At 67.2% G+C, this 16,573-nt stretch carries 11 protein-coding genes and 1 tRNA gene; all 12 read right to left on the bottom strand.

Going from position 1 to position 16,573, the window contains the following annotated elements; genetic code table 11:
- Positions 1-215: 215 nt before the first annotated feature.
- A complete protein-coding gene (gene rpoC, locus GGQ91_RS21095; RefSeq protein WP_043385733.1) occupies positions 216-4,424 on the bottom strand; it encodes a DNA-directed RNA polymerase subunit beta' in 4,209 nt (1,402 codons plus the stop codon).
- A 176-nt stretch (positions 4,425-4,600) separates the two neighbouring features.
- Positions 4,601-8,725 (bottom strand): DNA-directed RNA polymerase subunit beta, encoded by a 4,125-nt coding sequence (gene rpoB, locus GGQ91_RS21090; protein ID WP_182592796.1) that lies wholly within the window; start codon positions 8,723-8,725, stop codon positions 4,601-4,603.
- Between the two features lie 246 nt (positions 8,726-8,971).
- Positions 8,972-9,349: a 50S ribosomal protein L7/L12 gene (gene rplL, locus GGQ91_RS21085; protein WP_012320773.1), complete on the bottom strand. Its 378-nt coding sequence runs from the start codon at positions 9,347-9,349 to the stop codon at positions 8,972-8,974.
- Positions 9,350-9,397: 48 nt separating this feature from the next.
- Entirely contained in the window at positions 9,398-9,916 is a 519-nt protein-coding gene (gene rplJ, locus GGQ91_RS21080) for a 50S ribosomal protein L10 (RefSeq protein WP_043348291.1), read from the bottom strand.
- A 515-nt stretch (positions 9,917-10,431) separates the two neighbouring features.
- A complete protein-coding gene (locus tag GGQ91_RS21075; RefSeq protein WP_043348289.1) occupies positions 10,432-12,075 on the bottom strand; it encodes a B12-binding domain-containing radical SAM protein in 1,644 nt (547 codons plus the stop codon).
- Between the two features lie 478 nt (positions 12,076-12,553).
- Entirely contained in the window at positions 12,554-13,252 is a 699-nt protein-coding gene (gene rplA, locus GGQ91_RS21070) for a 50S ribosomal protein L1 (protein WP_043348287.1), read from the bottom strand.
- Positions 13,253-13,263: 11 nt separating this feature from the next.
- A complete protein-coding gene (gene rplK, locus GGQ91_RS21065) occupies positions 13,264-13,713 on the bottom strand; it encodes a 50S ribosomal protein L11 (RefSeq protein ID WP_043348285.1) in 450 nt (149 codons plus the stop codon).
- 217 nt (positions 13,714-13,930) lie between these two features.
- Positions 13,931-14,464: a transcription termination/antitermination protein NusG gene (gene nusG, locus GGQ91_RS21060; protein ID WP_012320778.1), complete on the bottom strand. Its 534-nt coding sequence runs from the start codon at positions 14,462-14,464 to the stop codon at positions 13,931-13,933.
- Between the two features lie 74 nt (positions 14,465-14,538).
- The gene (secE, locus tag GGQ91_RS21055; protein ID WP_043348282.1) at positions 14,539-14,835 is read right to left on the bottom strand and encodes a preprotein translocase subunit SecE; all 297 of its coding nucleotides are present in this window, start codon (positions 14,833-14,835) and stop codon (positions 14,539-14,541) included.
- Positions 14,836-15,017: 182 nt separating this feature from the next.
- Positions 15,018-15,094: transfer RNA gene (locus tag GGQ91_RS21050), tRNA-Trp, on the bottom strand.
- Positions 15,095-15,158: 64 nt separating this feature from the next.
- The gene (locus tag GGQ91_RS21045; RefSeq protein WP_182592795.1) at positions 15,159-16,049 is read right to left on the bottom strand and encodes a DUF1444 domain-containing protein; all 891 of its coding nucleotides are present in this window, start codon (positions 16,047-16,049) and stop codon (positions 15,159-15,161) included.
- Positions 16,050-16,252: 203 nt separating this feature from the next.
- The coding region (locus GGQ91_RS21040; protein WP_455709732.1) for an EF-Tu C-terminal domain-related protein at positions 16,253-16,573 on the bottom strand (321 nt) is incomplete at its 5' end.

Below are 16,573 nucleotides of genomic sequence, written 5' to 3'. Positions count from 1 at the left end.
TCTCGTGCCCACGACGCCAGACCCGCACTCACGCACCCGAACCGGCCCGATCCTCCCCGTTTCCAGGGTGTTTCTGGGGCCGCTCAGGATTTATCGCGCGGCATGGTTGAGCCTCGGTTAAGTCGGTCGCCGTGCCGGCGTCCCGGTTTGGAGAGCGGCCACGAAAAAGGGCGGCCCGAAGGCCGCCCTTGTCTCTGTCAATCCTGCCTGTCGCCTTATTCGGCGGCGGGCGGAAGCTCCTCGACCGGCATCGCGCCGCTCTCGGTCTGCTTCTGCTGCAGGATCATCGCGTCGCGGCGGCGGGCGATGGAGCGGATGTCCGCCACCATCGACCCGGTGCCGGCCGGGATCAGCGATCCGACGATCACGTTCTCCTTCAGGCCTTCCAGGGTGTCGACCTTGCCGTTGACCGCCGCCTCGGTGAGGACGCGGGTGGTCTCCTGGAACGAGGCCGCCGAGATGAACGACTTCGTCTGCAGCGACGCCTTGGTGATGCCGAGCAGGACCGGAACGCCCTGGATCGGCTTCTTGCCCTCGGCGAGCAGCTTCTCGTTGAACTCGGTCAGCTCCGTCCGGTCGATCTGGTCGCCCGAGAGGATGTCCGAGTCGCCGCCATCGGTCACCTCGACCTTCTGCAGCATCTGACGGACGATCACCTCGATGTGCTTGTCGTTGATCGACACGCCCTGCAGCCGGTAGACCTCCTGGATCTCGTTGACGAGGTAGGCGGCGAGTTCCTCGACGCCCTTGATCGCCAGGATGTCGTGCGGAGCCGGGTTTCCGTCGACGATGTAGTCGCCGAGCTCCACCACGTCCCCGTCCTGCAGGTGGATGTGCTTGCCCTTCGGGATCAGGTACTCGACCGCCTCCGAGCCGTCATGCGGCGTCAGCGTGAGCCGACGCTTGTTCTTGTAGTCGCGGCCGAACGCGATGGTGCCCGACTTCTCGGCGATGATCGCCGCGTCCTTCGGGCGCCGTGCCTCGAACAGCTCCGCCACCCGCGGCAGACCGCCGGTGATGTCGCGGGTCTTGGCCGAGTCGGTCGAGACGCGGGCCAGGATGTCGCCGGCCTTGACCGTCGCGCCCGGATCGAAGCCGATGATGGCGTCGACCGGCAGGAAGTAGCGGGCGTCCGAGCCGCGCGGCAGCTTGAGCGCCTTGCCCTCCCGGTCGACCACGACCATCGCGGGCTTCAGGTCCGAGGTCCGGGCCGAGCCGCGCCAGTCGACGACGACGCGCTTGGCGATGCCGGTCGACTCGTCGGTGGTCTCGGTCATGGACTGGCCGTCGACCAGATCCTCGTAGGCCACGAGGCCGTCGACTTCGGTGAGGATCGGACGGGTGTAGGGATCCCACTCGGCGATCCGCTGCCCGCGCTTGATCTTGTCACCCTCGTCGACCCGGAGCTTGGCGCCGTATTGCAGGCGGTGGACCGCCCGCTCGACGCCGTCCGACCCCACGATCACGACCGCCACGTTGCGGCCGGTGGCGATCAGGTCCCCGTCCGTGTTCTTGGCGACGGCGCGGTTGCGGATCTTGATCGTGCCTTCGAAGCTCGACTCGATGAAGGACGAGTCGGCGATCTGGGCCGCACCACCGATGTGGAAGGTGCGCATCGTGAGCTGCGTGCCCGGCTCGCCGATCGACTGCGCCGCGATGACGCCGACGGCCTCGCCCATGTTGACGGGCGTGCCGCGGGCGAGGTCGCGCCCGTAGCAGGTGGCGCAGACGCCGCTCTTGGTGGCGCAGACCAGCACCGAGCGGATCTTCACCTCCTGGATGCCGGCGGCGTTGATCGCCGGCAGGTGCCGCTCCTCGATGGTCTCGCCGGTCTTGACGATCACCGTGCCGTCCGCGGCCACGAGATCCTCGGCCGTGGCGCGGCCCAGAATGCGGGTGGCGAGCGTCGCCACGACCTGACCGGCATCCACGATGGCGCGCATCTTGATGCCGTTGGTCGTGCCGCAATCCACCTCGCGGATGACGGCGTCCTGCGCCACGTCGACGAGACGGCGGGTCAGGTAGCCGGAGTTGGCGGTCTTCAGGGCGGTGTCGGCCAGGCCCTTACGGGCACCGTGCGTGGAGTTGAAATACTCCAGAACGTCCAGGCCTTCCTTGAAGTTCGAGATGATCGGGGTCTCGATGATCTCGCCCGACGGCTTGGCCATGAGGCCGCGCATCGCCGCGAGCTGCTTCATCTGGGCGGGCGAACCACGGGCGCCGGAGTGGCTCATCATGTAGATCGAGTTGATCTGCTTGTCGGCGCCGTGCTCGTCCTTCTGGACCGCGGAGATGCGGCCCATCATCTCGGCGGCCAGCTTGTCCGAGCACTTGGCCCAGGCATCCACCACCTTGTTGTACTTCTCGCCCTGCGTGATCAGGCCGTCGTTGTACTGCTGCTCGTAGTCCTTCACGAGCGCGCGGGTCGTGTCGACGATCGACCACTTGTTCTCCGGCACGACCATGTCGTCCTTGCCGAACGAGATGCCGGCCTTGAACGCGTGGTTGAAGCCGAGCGCCATGATCCGGTCACAGAAGATCACCGACTCCTTCTGACCGCAGTGGCGGTAGACGGTGTCGATCATCGCCGAGATCTCCTTCTTGGTCATCAACTTGTTGACGACCTCGAAGGGCACCTTGGCGTGCTTCGGCAGGGCACCGGACAGGATCACCCGGCCGGGCGTGGTCTCGTAGGTCTTGGTCAGTGGCTGATTGTCCGGGCCGATGCCGGTCCAGCGCCACTTGATCTTGGTGTGCAGCGACACGGCCTTGGCGGCCAGGGCGTGCTCCAGCTCGCCCATGTCGCCGTAGACGCCCTGCATCGGGTTCTTGGCGTTGTCCGCCTTGAACTCGCCCGGCATGCCCTCGGCCACGATCGACAGGTAGTAGAGGCCGAGCACGATGTCCTGCGACGGCACGATGATCGGCTGGCCATTGGCCGGGTGCAGGATGTTGTTGGTCGACATCATGAGGACGCGCGCTTCCAGCTGCGCCTCGAGCGACAGCGGGACGTGCACGGCCATCTGGTCGCCGTCGAAATCGGCGTTGAACGCGGCGCAGACCAGCGGGTGCAGCTGGATCGCCTTGCCCTCGATCAGCTTCGGCTCGAAGGCCTGGATGCCGAGGCGGTGCAGCGTCGGCGCGCGGTTCAGCATCACCGGGTGCTCGCGGATCACCTCATCGAGGATGTCCCAGACCTCCGGCTTCTCCTTTTCGACCAGCTTCTTCGCCTGCTTGACGGTGGCTGAGAAGCCCTTGGCGTCGAGGCGCGCGTAGATGAACGGCTTGAACAGCTCCAAAGCCATCTTCTTGGGCAGGCCGCACTGGTGCAGCTTCAGCTCCGGGCCGACCACGATGACCGAGCGGCCCGAATAATCGACGCGCTTGCCGAGCAGGTTCTGGCGGAACCGGCCCTGCTTGCCCTTCAGCATGTCGGCGAGCGACTTCAGCGGACGCTTGTTGGCGCCCGTGATGACGCGGCCGCGGCGGCCGTTGTCGAACAGGGCGTCGACCGCCTCCTGCAGCATCCGCTTCTCGTTGCGGATGATGATGTCGGGCGCGCGCAGCTCGATCAGCCGCTTCAGGCGGTTGTTGCGGTTGATGACGCGGCGGTACAGGTCGTTGAGGTCGGAGGTCGCGAAGCGGCCGCCGTCCAGCGGGACCAGCGGGCGCAGGTCCGGCGGGATCACCGGGACGACCGTGAGGATCATCCATTCCGGCTTGTTGCCGGACATCTGGAAGGCCTCGATGATCTTGAGCCGCTTCAGGAGCTTCTTGGGCTTCAGCTCCGACGTCGTGACCGCGATCTCCTCGCGCAGATCGTTGGCGATCTTGTCGAGGTCGAGTTCCTGCAGGATGCGCCGGATGGCCTCGGCGCCGATCATGGCGGTGAAGCTGTCCTCGCCGTACTCCTCCTGGGCGCGCAGGTACTCCTCCTCCGACAGGAGCTGACGCTCCTTCAGGGGGGTGAGGCCCGGCTCGATGACGCAGTACGACTCGAAGTACAGGATCCGCTCGAGGTCCTTGAGGGCCATGTCGAGCAGCAGGCCGATGCGCGAGGGCAGCGACTTCAGAAACCAGATATGCGCGACGGGGGCGGCCAGCTCGATGTGGCCCATGCGATCGCGCCGGACGCGCGCGAGGGTGACCTCGACGCCGCACTTCTCACAGATGACGCCCTTGTACTTCATGCGCTTGTACTTGCCGCACAAGCACTCGTAGTCCTTGATCGGCCCGAAGATGCGCGCGCAGAACAGGCCGTCGCGCTCGGGCTTGAAGGTCCGGTAGTTGATGGTCTCGGGCTTCTTGATCTCGCCGTACGACCAGGAGAGGATCTTCTCCGGGGACGAGATCGAGATCTTGATCTGATCGAAGCTGACCGGCGTGGCCTGCTGGTTGAAAAGGTTCATGACCTCTTGGTTCATGATCCGCTCCTTGTTGACGCCGGCAGCCCCGCGCCGGGCCACCGCGTCTTGAAAAAGATCCGGCGCCGCACCCCGCACGGGCGCTGCTCACCGTCGTCGAACCCGGAAGGCCCCTCCCCTCCCCGCTCGACCGTGGCGGCGGGATCCGCCGCCACGGGAGGTGTTTGTGACTGGCTCTACTCGGCCGCGTCGGCCGGCGGCTCCAGCTGATCGTTCGCGGCCTTCTTCGAAGACGTCAGCTCGACGTTGAGGCCGAGCGAGCGCATCTCCTTGACGAGCACGTTGAAGCTCTCGGGGATGCCGGCCTCGAAGGTGTCGTCGCCGCGGACGATCGCCTCGTAGACCTTAGTGCGGCCGGCCACGTCGTCCGACTTCACCGTGAGCATCTCCTGCAGCGTGTAGGCCGCGCCGTAGGCCTCCAGCGCCCAGACCTCCATCTCACCGAAGCGCTGGCCGCCGAACTGCGCCTTGCCGCCCAGCGGCTGCTGGGTGACGAGCGAGTACGGGCCGATCGAGCGCGCGTGGATCTTGTCGTCCACGAGGTGGTGGAGCTTCAGCATGTAGATGTAGCCCATCGTGACCTTGCGGTCGAAGGGCTCGCCGGTCCGCCCGTCGTAGAGCGTCGACTGCGCCGAGCGGTCCAGCCCGGCCATCTCCAGCATCTGCTCGATGTCGGCTTCCTTGGCGCCGTTGAACACCGGCGTGGCCATCGGCACGCCACGGCGGACGTTGTTGCCGGCCTCGGCCAGCTCCTCGTCCGTCAGCCCGTCGAGCTCGCCCGGGGAGTAGATCGCCGTCATCTCCTCCCGCAGCGGCGCGATGTCCTGCGACTTCAGATAGGCATCCACCGCCTTCGACACCTTGCGACCCAGGCCCGCAGCCGCCCAGCCCAGGTGCGTCTCCAGGATCTGGCCGACGTTCATGCGCGACGGCACGCCCAGCGGGTTGAGCACGATGTCGGCATGCGTCCCGTCCTCCAGGAACGGCATGTCCTCGATCGGCACGATCCGCGACACGACACCCTTGTTGCCGTGACGGCCGGCCATCTTGTCGCCCGGCTGGATCTTGCGCTTCACCGCCACGAAGACCTTGACCATCTTCATGACGCCGGGGGGCAGCTCGTCGCCGCGCTGCAGCTTCTCGACCTTGTCGAGGAAGCGCTGCTCGAGGCGCTTCTTCGACTCGTCGTACTGCTTCTGCATCGCCTCCATCTCGGTCATGAGACGGTCTTCGATGACGGCGAACTGCCACCATTGCGAGCGCGGGTAGTCGTTGATCAGCTCGCGGGTGAGCGTGGTGTCCTTCCGGAAGCCCTTCGGGCCGGCCACCGGCGCCTGACCGATCAGCACGTCCGCGAGGCGCGCGTAGGTGTTGCGGTCGAGGATCGCCTGCTCGTCGTCGCGGTCCTTGGCGAGCCGCTCGATCTCCTCCCGCTCGATCGCCTGGGCGCGCTCGTCCTTGTCGACGCCATGCCGATTGAACACCCGCACCTCGACGATCGTGCCGGTGACGCCCGGCGGCACCCGCAGGGAGGTGTCGCGCACGTCCGAGGCCTTCTCGCCGAAGATGGCGCGGAGGAGCTTCTCCTCCGGCGTCATCGGGCTCTCGCCCTTCGGGGTGATCTTGCCGACGAGGATGTCGCCCGCATTCACCTCGGCACCGATGTAGACGATGCCGGCCTCGTCGAGGTTCTTGAGCGCCTCCTCGGAGACGTTCGGGATGTCGCGGGTGATCTCCTCCGGCCCGAGCTTGGTGTCGCGGGCCATCACCTCGAACTCCTCGATGTGGATCGAGGTGAACACGTCATCCTTCACGATCCGCTCGGAAAGCAGGATCGAGTCCTCGAAGTTGTAGCCGTTCCACGGCATGAACGCGACGAGCACGTTCCGACCGAGCGCCAGCTCGCCGAACTCGGTCGAAGGACCGTCGGCGATTATCTCGCCCTTCTTCACGAACTCGCCGACGCGGACCAGCGGCTTCTGCGTGATGCAGGTCGACTGGTTGGAGCGCTGGAACTTCTGCAAGCGGTAGATGTCGACGCCGGGCTTGTTGGCGTCGGCCTCCTCGGTGGCGCGGATGACGATACGGGTGGCGTCCACCTGATCGATGATGCCGGCCCGGCGGGCCGCGATGGCGGCGCCGGAATCCCGGGCGACCACCGCCTCCATGCCGGTGCCCACGAACGGGGCGTCGGCGCGGACGAGCGGCACCGCCTGGCGCTGCATGTTCGAGCCCATGAGGGCGCGGTTGGCGTCGTCGTTCTCAAGGAACGGGATCAGCGCCGCGGCGACCGAGACGAGCTGCTTCGGCGACACGTCCATGAGATCGACGCGCTCGGGCCCCACGACGATCACCTCGCCGGCCCGACGGCAGACCACGAGGTCCTCCGTGAGCTTGCGGGCCTCGTCCATCTGGGCGTTGGCCTGAGCGACGTAGTACTTCGCCTCCTCCATGGCCGAGAGGTAGGCGACCTCGTCGGTGACCACGCCGTCGCGGACGCGGCGGAACGGGGTCTCGATGAAGCCGTACTTGTTCACCCGCGCGAAGGTGGCGAGCGAGTTGATCAGGCCGATGTTCGGGCCTTCCGGCGTCTCGATCGGGCAGATGCGGCCGTAATGGGTCGGGTGCACGTCGCGCACCTCGAAGCCGGCGCGCTCGCGGGTCAGACCGCCCGGGCCGAGCGCCGACAGGCGGCGCTTGTGCGTCACCTCGGAGAGCGGGTTGGTCTGGTCCATGAACTGCGAGAGCTGCGACGAGCCGAAGAACTCGCGCACGGCCGCGGCGGCGGGCTTCGCGTTGATGAGATCCTGCGGCATGACCGTGTCGATATCGACCTGGCTCATGCGCTCGCGGATCGCGCGCTCCATGCGCAGGAGGCCCAGGCGGTACTGGTTCTCCATGAGCTCGCCCACCGAGCGGACGCGGCGGTTGCCGAGGTGGTCGATGTCGTCGACCTCGCCCTTGCCGTCGCGCAGCTCCACGAGCGCCTTCACCACCGCGAGCATGTCCTCCTTGCGGAGGGTGCGCACGGTGTCGGCGGCGTCGAGGTCGAGGCGCATGTTCATCTTCACGCGGCCGACGGCCGAGAGATCGTACCGCTCGGAGTCGAAGAACAGCGAGTGGAACATCGCCTCGGCGGTCTCGAGGGTCGGCGGCTCGCCCGGGCGCATGACCCGGTAGATGTCGAACAGCGCGCCCTCGCGGTCGGAGTTCTTGTCCACCGCCAGCGTGTTGCGAATGTAGGGGCCGACATTGACGTGGTCGATGTCGAGCACCGGGAGCTCGGTGATGCCGACATCATCCAGGCTCTTCAGGAGCTTGTCGGTGATCTCCTCGCCGGCCTCGGCCCAGATCTCGCCGGTCTGCGCGTTGACGAGATCCTCGGCCACGTACTGGCCGACGAGATCCTCGTCGGTGGCCTTGAGGAACTTGGTGCCCTTGTCGGTGATCTGACGGGCGTTGCGGGCGTTGAGCTTCTTGCCGGCCTCGAGCACGACCTCGCCGGAATCGGCGTCGATCAGGTCGACGGTGGCCTTCATGCCCTTCATGCGCTCGGCGTCGAACGGCACGCGCCAGTCGGCGCCGTCGCGGTCATAGACGACCTTGTTGTAGAAGGTCGACAGGATCTCCTCGCCGTCGAGGCCGAGGGCATAGAGCAGCGACGTCGCCGGCAGCTTGCGCTTCCGGTCGATGCGGACGTGGACGATGTCCTTGGCGTCGAACTCGACGTCGAGCCAGGAGCCCCGGTACGGGATGATGCGTGCGGCGAACAGGAGCTTGCCCGAGGAATGGGTCTTGCCCTTGTCGTGGTCGAAGAACACGCCCGGCGAGCGGTGCATCTGCGAGACGATCACGCGCTCGGTGCCGTTGACGATGAAGGTGCCGTTCTCCGTCATCAGGGGCATGTCGCCCATGTAGACGTCCTGCTCCTTGATGTCCTTGACCGACTTCGCCTGCGTGTCGGGATCGACATCGAACACGATGAGGCGCAGCGTGACCTTCAGCGGGGCCGCGAAGGTGATGCCGCGCTGGCGGCACTCGTCGACATCGTACTTGGGCGCCTCGAAGGTGTAGCGCACGAACTCGAGCAGGGCCGTGGAGGCGAAGTCGGAAATCGGGAACACCGACTTGAACACGCTCTGCAGCCCCTCGTCGGCGCGCCCACCCTCGGGCTCGTCGACCATCAGGAACTGGTCGTAGGACGCCTTCTGAACCTCGATGAGGTTCGGCATCTCGGCAACTTCCTTGATCTTGCCGAAGAACTTCCGAATGCGCTTGCGACCGACCAGCGTGTTGGCCATGTGACCTCGCTCCTACCCGCGTACCTCTCGCCCGGGGAAGCGTTCCCGAAAGGGACCTCCCGCACCGGGCCGCGACGCGCGCCCCGCCGGGCAGCGCCACCGAACCGAAACTTCTCGCCGGTCCCTTCCGGGACCATCCGCCGAAGCGGCCTAAAGCCCGCGGGTGTTGCACCCGCGGGCTCCGGTCACGACAGGCCCGAAGCGGACCTCCGTGGGGTGATGGGCCGGGACCGGCCCATCGTCGACTTACTTGAGCTCGATCTTGGCGCCGGCCTTCTCGAGCTGAGCCTTGAGCTTCTCGGCCTCGTCCTTGGCAACGCCTTCCTTGACCGGCTTCGGCGCGCCCTCGACGAGGTCCTTGGCTTCCTTAAGGCCGAGGCCGGTGATCGCGCGGACCTCCTTGATGACCTCGATCTTCTTGTCGCCGGCGGAGGCCAGGACGACCGTAAACTCGGTCTGCTCCTCGACGGCGGCGGCAGCGCCACCGGCAGCCGGGCCGGCGGCAACGGCGACGGCAGCTGCGGCCGAGACGCCCCACTTCTCTTCGAGCATCTTGGCCAGGTCAGCGGCCTCGAGCACGGTCAGCGAGGACAGGTCGTCGACGAGCTTGGCGAGATCAGCCATTTTGAATTCCTCTCAATATCGGTTCGAACGGATGGTTTTTGAAGGGCCTCAGGCGGCCTCGTCCTTCTTGGCATAAGCCCCGAACACGCGGGCGAGCTTGGCCGCCGGCGCGTTGACGACCTGAGCGATCTTCGTCGCGGGAGCCTGCACGAGGCCCACGATCTTGGCGCGCAGTTCGTCGAGGGACGGGAGCGAGGCGAGGGCCTTCACGCCGTCCGGGTTCAGGGCGGTCTTCCCCATCGCGCCGCCGAGGATCACGAGCTTGTCGTTGGCCTTGGCGAAATCGACCGCGACCTTCGCGGCTGCGACCGGGTCGCCGGAATAGGCGAGCAGGGTCGGGCCCTTCAGGAGCGGCTTGATGGAGGCGACGTCCGTGCCATCGAGTGCGATGCCGGCGAGGCTGTTCTTGGCGACCTTCACGGTGGCGCCAGCCTGCTTCATCTGCGAACGCAGCTTCTGCATGTCGGCGACCGTGAGGCCCTTGTAGTGGGCCACGACGACAACGGCGCTCTCACTGAACACGCCGTTGAGCGTCGAGACGAGATCAGCTTTAGCTGTCCGGTCCACTGGGCTCTCTCCGGTTGGCGGAACCCGATCTCGGGTCCGCCGGTTGCACATGCCGCCCGGACGTCATCTCGGCCAAGAGACCGGGAACGTCCGAACGACGCTTCGCGGCCCTGTCCCCGCGCGTGCCCCTGGAGGCCGCCTCGGGCGAGTTGGTTCAAACCGACACCCCTCCGCGGCCGAGGCCTGGGCGAGGCTTTTCGAATTCGGTCTTCCCCGTCTGTGCAGGCTTGGGGATTAAGCCGGCGAGCCGGCACCTGCAGTCTCGGACAGGACATGGCCGGACAAGGCTCCGCGGGGCTCGTCGCCCCTGGGATCCGTCCGGCCTTTGCCACCCGGTTGCCCGGGCGACATTTCGAGCGGAAACCGGCCGATCGGCCGTCTCCTTCCGTGAGGATGAAATGCGTGAGGCGCGGTGTATAGAGCCTAGCAAGCCGCCTGCCAAGGGCTGAAGCGCGACTTTTCCGCCGCAGGCAAGGACTTGCTGCGGAATGTCCGGGCCTGGCCGGCAACCCGCCTCACGCGGCCTCGCGTTCCGGCGCCAGCCTGCGCCGGGCCGATTCCCACCAGCTCCGGTCGCGGGCCGCCTTCGCCTCCGCGGCCTTGGCGGCGTAGAAGGAGGCGTTGTGCTCGCCGCGCAGGGCCTCGCGGGTGAAGCGGATCAGGTGGTGGGCCACGAAGCCCATGTTGAACACCGCCTCGATCTGCCCGCGCTTCAGCGCGTAGCCGGCCGCACTCCAGAACGGCTTGCGGTAATCGGAAAAGATCCCGACCCGGGTGATGATGTTGAACCCCAGGATCAGGCCCCGGCGGAGATTGGTGAAGGTCAGCTTGCCGGCGGTCGGCGTGGTGATGCGGTTCGGGTAGGTCACCGCGCATTGGTGCTTGAAGCGCTCGAAGATCTTCTCCGGCGTATAGGCGTGCGCGATGGCCCGGCGCCAGCTGCCCACCACGGTGTCGTGCGGGCGCTTGAACAGCACGTTCGATTCCAATGCCGCATCGTGGACGAGCCGGCCCTCGCGTTCCAGCCGGTCCCAGAGTGGGGTCTTGGGCAGGGCCTGGAGCAGGTTGATGGTCAGCACGGGAATGGCCGAGCGGTCGATGAAGTCGATCAGGTTCTGCTCGGATTTGTCGGTGTCGGAATCGAGGCCCAGGATAATGCCCGAGGTCACCTCCAGCCCGTAGGAATTGAGGGTCTCGATCGCCTCGTACATCGGGACGGCGGCGTTGTGGGTCTTGTCGATGCCCTTGAGGGCCTCGGCCTCCGGGGTCTCGATGCCGACGAACACCGTCATGAAGTTCGCCTGCCGCATCAGCTCGAGGATCTCGGGCTGCTTGGCCATGTTCAGCGTCGCCTCGCAGGCGAACTGAAGCGGGTAGTTGTTCTTCTTCTGCCACGCCACGAGGTGCGGCAGCATCTCGCGGGTCGCCTTGCGGTTGGCGATGAAATTGTCGTCGACGAAGTACACGACGGCCGGATGGCCGGGCTGGCTGATGATGGCGTCGAGCTCGGCGCACATCTGCTCGGGGCTCTTGAGCCGCGGCTGGCGGCCATAGAGCTGCGGGATGTCGCAGAACTCGCAGCGATAGGGGCAGCCCGAGGAGAATTGCAGCGAGCCGATCAGATAGCGCTTGAGCGGTGCGTGGTCGTAGGCCGGGGCCGGGAAGTCGGCGAGCGCGAGCCGGTCCTTCGTCTCCAGCACCACCTGGGCGGGCGGGGGCGCGACATCGGCGTCGAGGCGTGCGACGAGCTGGTCGGTGGCGTCGCCGATCTCGCCGACATGGAGATAGTCGAAGTCGCCGTATTTCTCCGGCGCGCCGGAGACCGAGGGACCGCCCAGGACCGTGACCTTGCCGGCGGCCCGGGCACGGTCGCGGATGTCGTGGATCTGCGGTTCCTGGATGTGCATGCCGGAAACGAACACCGCGTCGGCCCAGGCGAACTCGGCCGGGCTCGCGCGGCGGATATTCTCATCGATGAATCTGCATTCCCACGCCTCCGGCATGTAGGCCGCGATCAGCAGCAGCCCCTGCGGCGGCATGAACGCCTTCACCCCGCCCATCAGCGGGTAGGCGTGGGAGAACGTCCCGAAGGACGGCGTGTAGGCGGGAAAGACGCACAGGATGCGTCGCTTGGAGGTGACCGTCAGGGTGCATCGCATGTCGGCCTATCTAGCACAGCCGCGCGCGTTGGCGCCCCCTCTGCCGTTAAGAATGGCGTGAAGGAGAACGGCGCCGCTGTCGCGGCCTGTCGCGTGCCGGGTCCCGGATCAGGATCCGCTTCACCCGTCCGGAAAAGGGGTACGGGTTTATTTCTCACCGGCCCTTCCCGGGCACAGGGCGCGTCAGCGATATGCGACCCGGGATCCAGCACGAGAATCGCCGCGATTCGGCCCCGCCGATCAGATCCGCCGACGGGCCTCGGACGGGACTAGCATGGTCACGCCGTAATCCGGGGCGTTTCCCGGCAAGGTACCCACGCGATGCGCCGGATCGGTCGCCGAGCCCGCGTCGAGCGTGCCGTTCCGGCGGCTCGCCCGACTGTCGCGGCGGGACGGCGGCTCCGTCCGCATGCCGGCAACGGAAAACGCCCGGCCGTTTCCGGCCGGGCGCTCTTCAGCGTAGACGCTATGCCTTGCCTCAGGCGGTCAGAACCGTGTTCGGCTCGACCTTCACGCCCGGGCCCATCGTCGAGGTGACGGCGATGCGCTGGACGTAGGTGCCCTTGGCGCCCGCGGGCTTCGCCTTGGCGACGGCGTCCGCGAAGGCCTTGATGTTCTCGACGAGCTTGTCGGCATCGAACGAGACCTTGCCGACGCCGGCATGGACGATGCCGGCCTTCTCGACGCGGAACTCCACCGAGCCGCCCTTGGCGCCGGCGACGGCGCCCTTCACGTCCATGGTGACGGTGCCGACCTTCGGGTTCGGCATCAGGCCGCGCGGGCCCAGCACCTTACCGAGACGGCCGACCAGCGGCATCATGTCCGGGGTCGCGATGCAGCGATCGAACTCGATCTTGCCGCTCTGCACGATCTCCAGCAGGTCCTCGGCGCCGACGATGTCGGCACCGGCGGCCTTGGCGTCGTCCGCCTTGGCGCCGCGGGCGAAGACCGCCACGCGCACCGTCCGGCCGGAGCCGTTCGGCAGGTTGCAGACGCCGCGGACCATCTGGTCGGCGTGGCGGGGATCGACGCCGAGGTTCATGGAGACCTCGACGGTCTCGTCGAACTTCGCGGTCGCCCGCTCCTTCACCAGCTTGATCGCCTCGTCGAGGGGATAGAGCTTGGTGACCTCGATGCCCTCGCGGGCGGCGCGGATGCGCTTGCCTTCCTTAGCCATGCTATCCTCCCTCAGGCCGTCACTTCGAGGCCCATGGCCCGGGCGGAGCCGCGGATCATGGCAACGGCCGACTCGATCGAGTCGCAGTTGAGGTCGGGCATCTTCTTCTCGGCGATCTCGCGCAGCTGCGCCTCGGAGATCTTGCCGACGGTCGGGCCCTTGCCCGGGGTCTTGGAACCGGAGGCCGGCTTCTTGCCGAGCTTCAGGCCGACGGCCTTCTTCAGGAAGAAGGTGACCGGGGGCTGCTTCATCTCGAAGGTGAAGGACCGATCCTGATACGCGGTGATGATCACCGGGATCGGGGTGCCCTTCTCCATCTGCGCGGTCTTCGCGTTGAAGGCCTTGCAGAATTCCATGATGTTGAGGCCGCGCTGACCGAGCGCGGGACCGATCGGCGGCGACGGGTTGGCGGCGCCGGCCGGGACCTGAAGCTTCACGTAGCCCGTGATCTTCTTCGCCATGGGACTGCTCCCAATGAGAATCCGCCCCCACGCGGCCTGAAGCGCGGCGGGTCGGACGGTTGCAGGTCGCGGTGCGAGCCGTGGATCCCGGAGGCGAGGCCGGGCGGATCTCCCGCGGATGATGCCCCAGCCTCAGGAGGATGGGGCAAGTTCGCGGCCGCCGCACAGCGACGGCCGGAAGGACGCGGCGGCCTCAGGGCCGCCGAAATCAGGAGGCTCAGGCCTTCTCGACCTGGGCGTATTCGAGCTCCACCGGCGTCGCGCGGCCGAAGATCGACACGGCCACCTTGAGGCGGGAGCGGGCGTCGTCGATCTCCTCGACGGTGCCGTTGAAGCTGGCGAACGGACCGTCGGCGACCCGGACGGTCTCGCCGATCTCGAAAGAGATCGAGGGCTTCGGCCGGTCGACACCCTCGGCGACCTGGCCCTTGATCCGCTCGGCCTCGGCGTCGGGGATCGGAACCGGCTTCGACTTGTCGGCGCCGAGGAAGCCCGTGACCTTCGGGGTGTTCTTGATGAGGTGGTAGACCTCGTCGGTGAGGTCGCACTTCACCAGCACGTAGCCGGGGAAGAACTTACGCTCGGCATCGACCTTCCGGCCGCGGCGGACCTCCACGACCTTCTCGGTCGGGACCATCACCTCGTCGAACAGCTCGGTCAGCCCGCGCTGAGCCGCCTGATCCTTGATGGACTGGGCGACCTTGTTCTCGAAGTTCGAGTAGGCGTGGACGATGTACCAGCGCTTCGACACGGTTCCGTTCAACTCCGACAAGTCCGCGGGGTCTCCCCCCGATCGGCGGCGAGCCGCCCTCGTACGCCTCCGACTCAGACGCCCAAAATCAGGCCGACCAGGAAGCGCAGGGCCTGATCCACGACCGTGAAGAACAGGCTCGCGGCCACGACCATCACGAAGACCATGATCGTCGTGATCGTGGTCTCCCGGCGGGTCGGCCACGTGACCTTGCGGGCCTCGTCGCGAACCTGCGCGATGAACTCGCCCGGCGTGGCACGCTTCTGCGGCGCCCGGTTCGGCGTCGCCGGCCGGGCCGGCGGCGGATTCGCGGGACCGCGGGCTGCGCCGCGCACCAGGTCCACCTTCTTGGTCGCTTCGTTCGATGCCATGGCGCCAGTATCTGTGCGTGTTCGGCCCCGAGGCAGAGACCGCATCCGGGAATGCGAATGTCGGCGCCGAGGACCCGGATGGGCCCGCACCGACGGTCGCTTCAGATCTCGGATTGCGCCCGCTCTAGCGCAACTCCCCCGGCTTGTCGACCGGGCCACCGCGCGGGATCGGGCTGAATGTCTGGCAGGAGTGGAGGGACTCGAACCCGCAACCTCCGGTTTTGGAGACCGGCGCTCTGACCAGTTGAGCTACACTCCTAGCGCACCGCCCAATGCCTCATCGCGGCGCGGCTTGCAAGAGGTTCGCCGCCGATCGCCGCGCATCACCGGCCGTGATCCGCCCGCTCGGCGGCGGTCAGGGGCCGGAGCCCGCCCCGGTCGAAGCGGAACAGCTCGTCGCTGCGGCCGTAGGGGCCGGCGCGCATCTGCGTGGTGGCCTCTGCGGCCAGCTCGCGCCGCGCAGGACTGTCGGCGGGCCACGCCATGAGCAGATTGCGGGTCGGCCCGGTCAGCGTGATGCCGTCGGCCTTCAGCGCCTTGCTGATCTCCTCGAGCCAGTCCGGCACGAGCAAACGCGCGAGGGCGTAATTGTCGTCCTCCCTGGCGAGGGCGGCGACGGGCGTGCGGTCCGCGACGACGAGCTGGAACGGCACATCCTTGGAGGCCCCCGCGAGGTTCCGCACCGCCGTGGCTTCCACCACGGCAGGATCGACGTGCCAGCCGGCGATCATCTCGCGGGTGACGTACTGGTAGCGCCTGGACTCGTCGAGCACGTAGACGACGTGCAGCGTCTCGGAGAACCGGCGATGCGCGAGCTGCGGGTTCTGCTGAAGGATCTCATCCGGCACCAGCTGTACGCGCAGGCGGCCCTTGATCGCCGCGAAATCCGCCGGCTCCGGCGCAGGGCCGGCCTTGGCGAAGGCGAGGCCGAGGAATTCGTCGACCTCCCGCCGGCGCTCGGCCTCGGTGAGGCCGCGGACATGCTGGTGGAGATTGGTGAGATCGAGCGTCTGGGTGCCGATGCCGAGCTGCGCCGGATCGGCATTGAGGTCGATCGCCACGTCCGGTCGACGGATCCGGATCTGCTTGATCACCGCGTCGCGAAAGCGGCCGTCGCTCAGGTCGTCTGCCCGCGCGCCGACCGGCAGGAACACGGAGCCGGCACAGATCAGGACCAGCAATCGCGCGGCCCACCGCGCGGAATCACCGAACATCCGAGTCTCCCCCAAGACAAGGCGGAGACAAGACAAAACAACGCCGGCACCCCGTCAAGACGGAGGCCGGCGCGAGTCACATCGAAGCGGATGGCCTGAGCCCTGACGCACCCCCGTGGTCTAGAGACGACCACGGGCCATCCGCCGGCTGACGGCGCAGGACCGGCGCGTCGTCTGTCGCGACGCGCCGGTCCTGCTCGAGCTCAATCGTTGATGGCGGCGACGACGCCGGCACCGACGGTGCGGCCGCCCTCGCGGATGGCGAAGCGCAGCTTCTCCTCCATGGCCACCGGCACGATCAGCGCCACGTCCATGGTCACGTTGTCGCCCGGCATCACCATCTCGGTGCCCTCGGGCAGCGTCACGATCCCGGTCACGTCGGTGGTGCGGAAGTAGAACTGCGGCCGGTAGTTGGTGAAGAACGGCGTATGGCGGCCGCCCTCTTCCTTGGTCAGGATGTAGGCCTCGGCCTTGAACTTGGCGTGCGGCTTCACCGAACCCGGCTTGCACACGACCTGGCCGCG

The organism is Methylobacterium fujisawaense, assembly GCF_014138435.1.
Classification (GTDB): Bacteria; Pseudomonadota; Alphaproteobacteria; order Rhizobiales; family Beijerinckiaceae; genus Methylobacterium; species Methylobacterium fujisawaense.
Note: the sequence above shows the minus strand (reverse complement) of the source record. Positions and strands in the feature narration are given on the sequence as shown.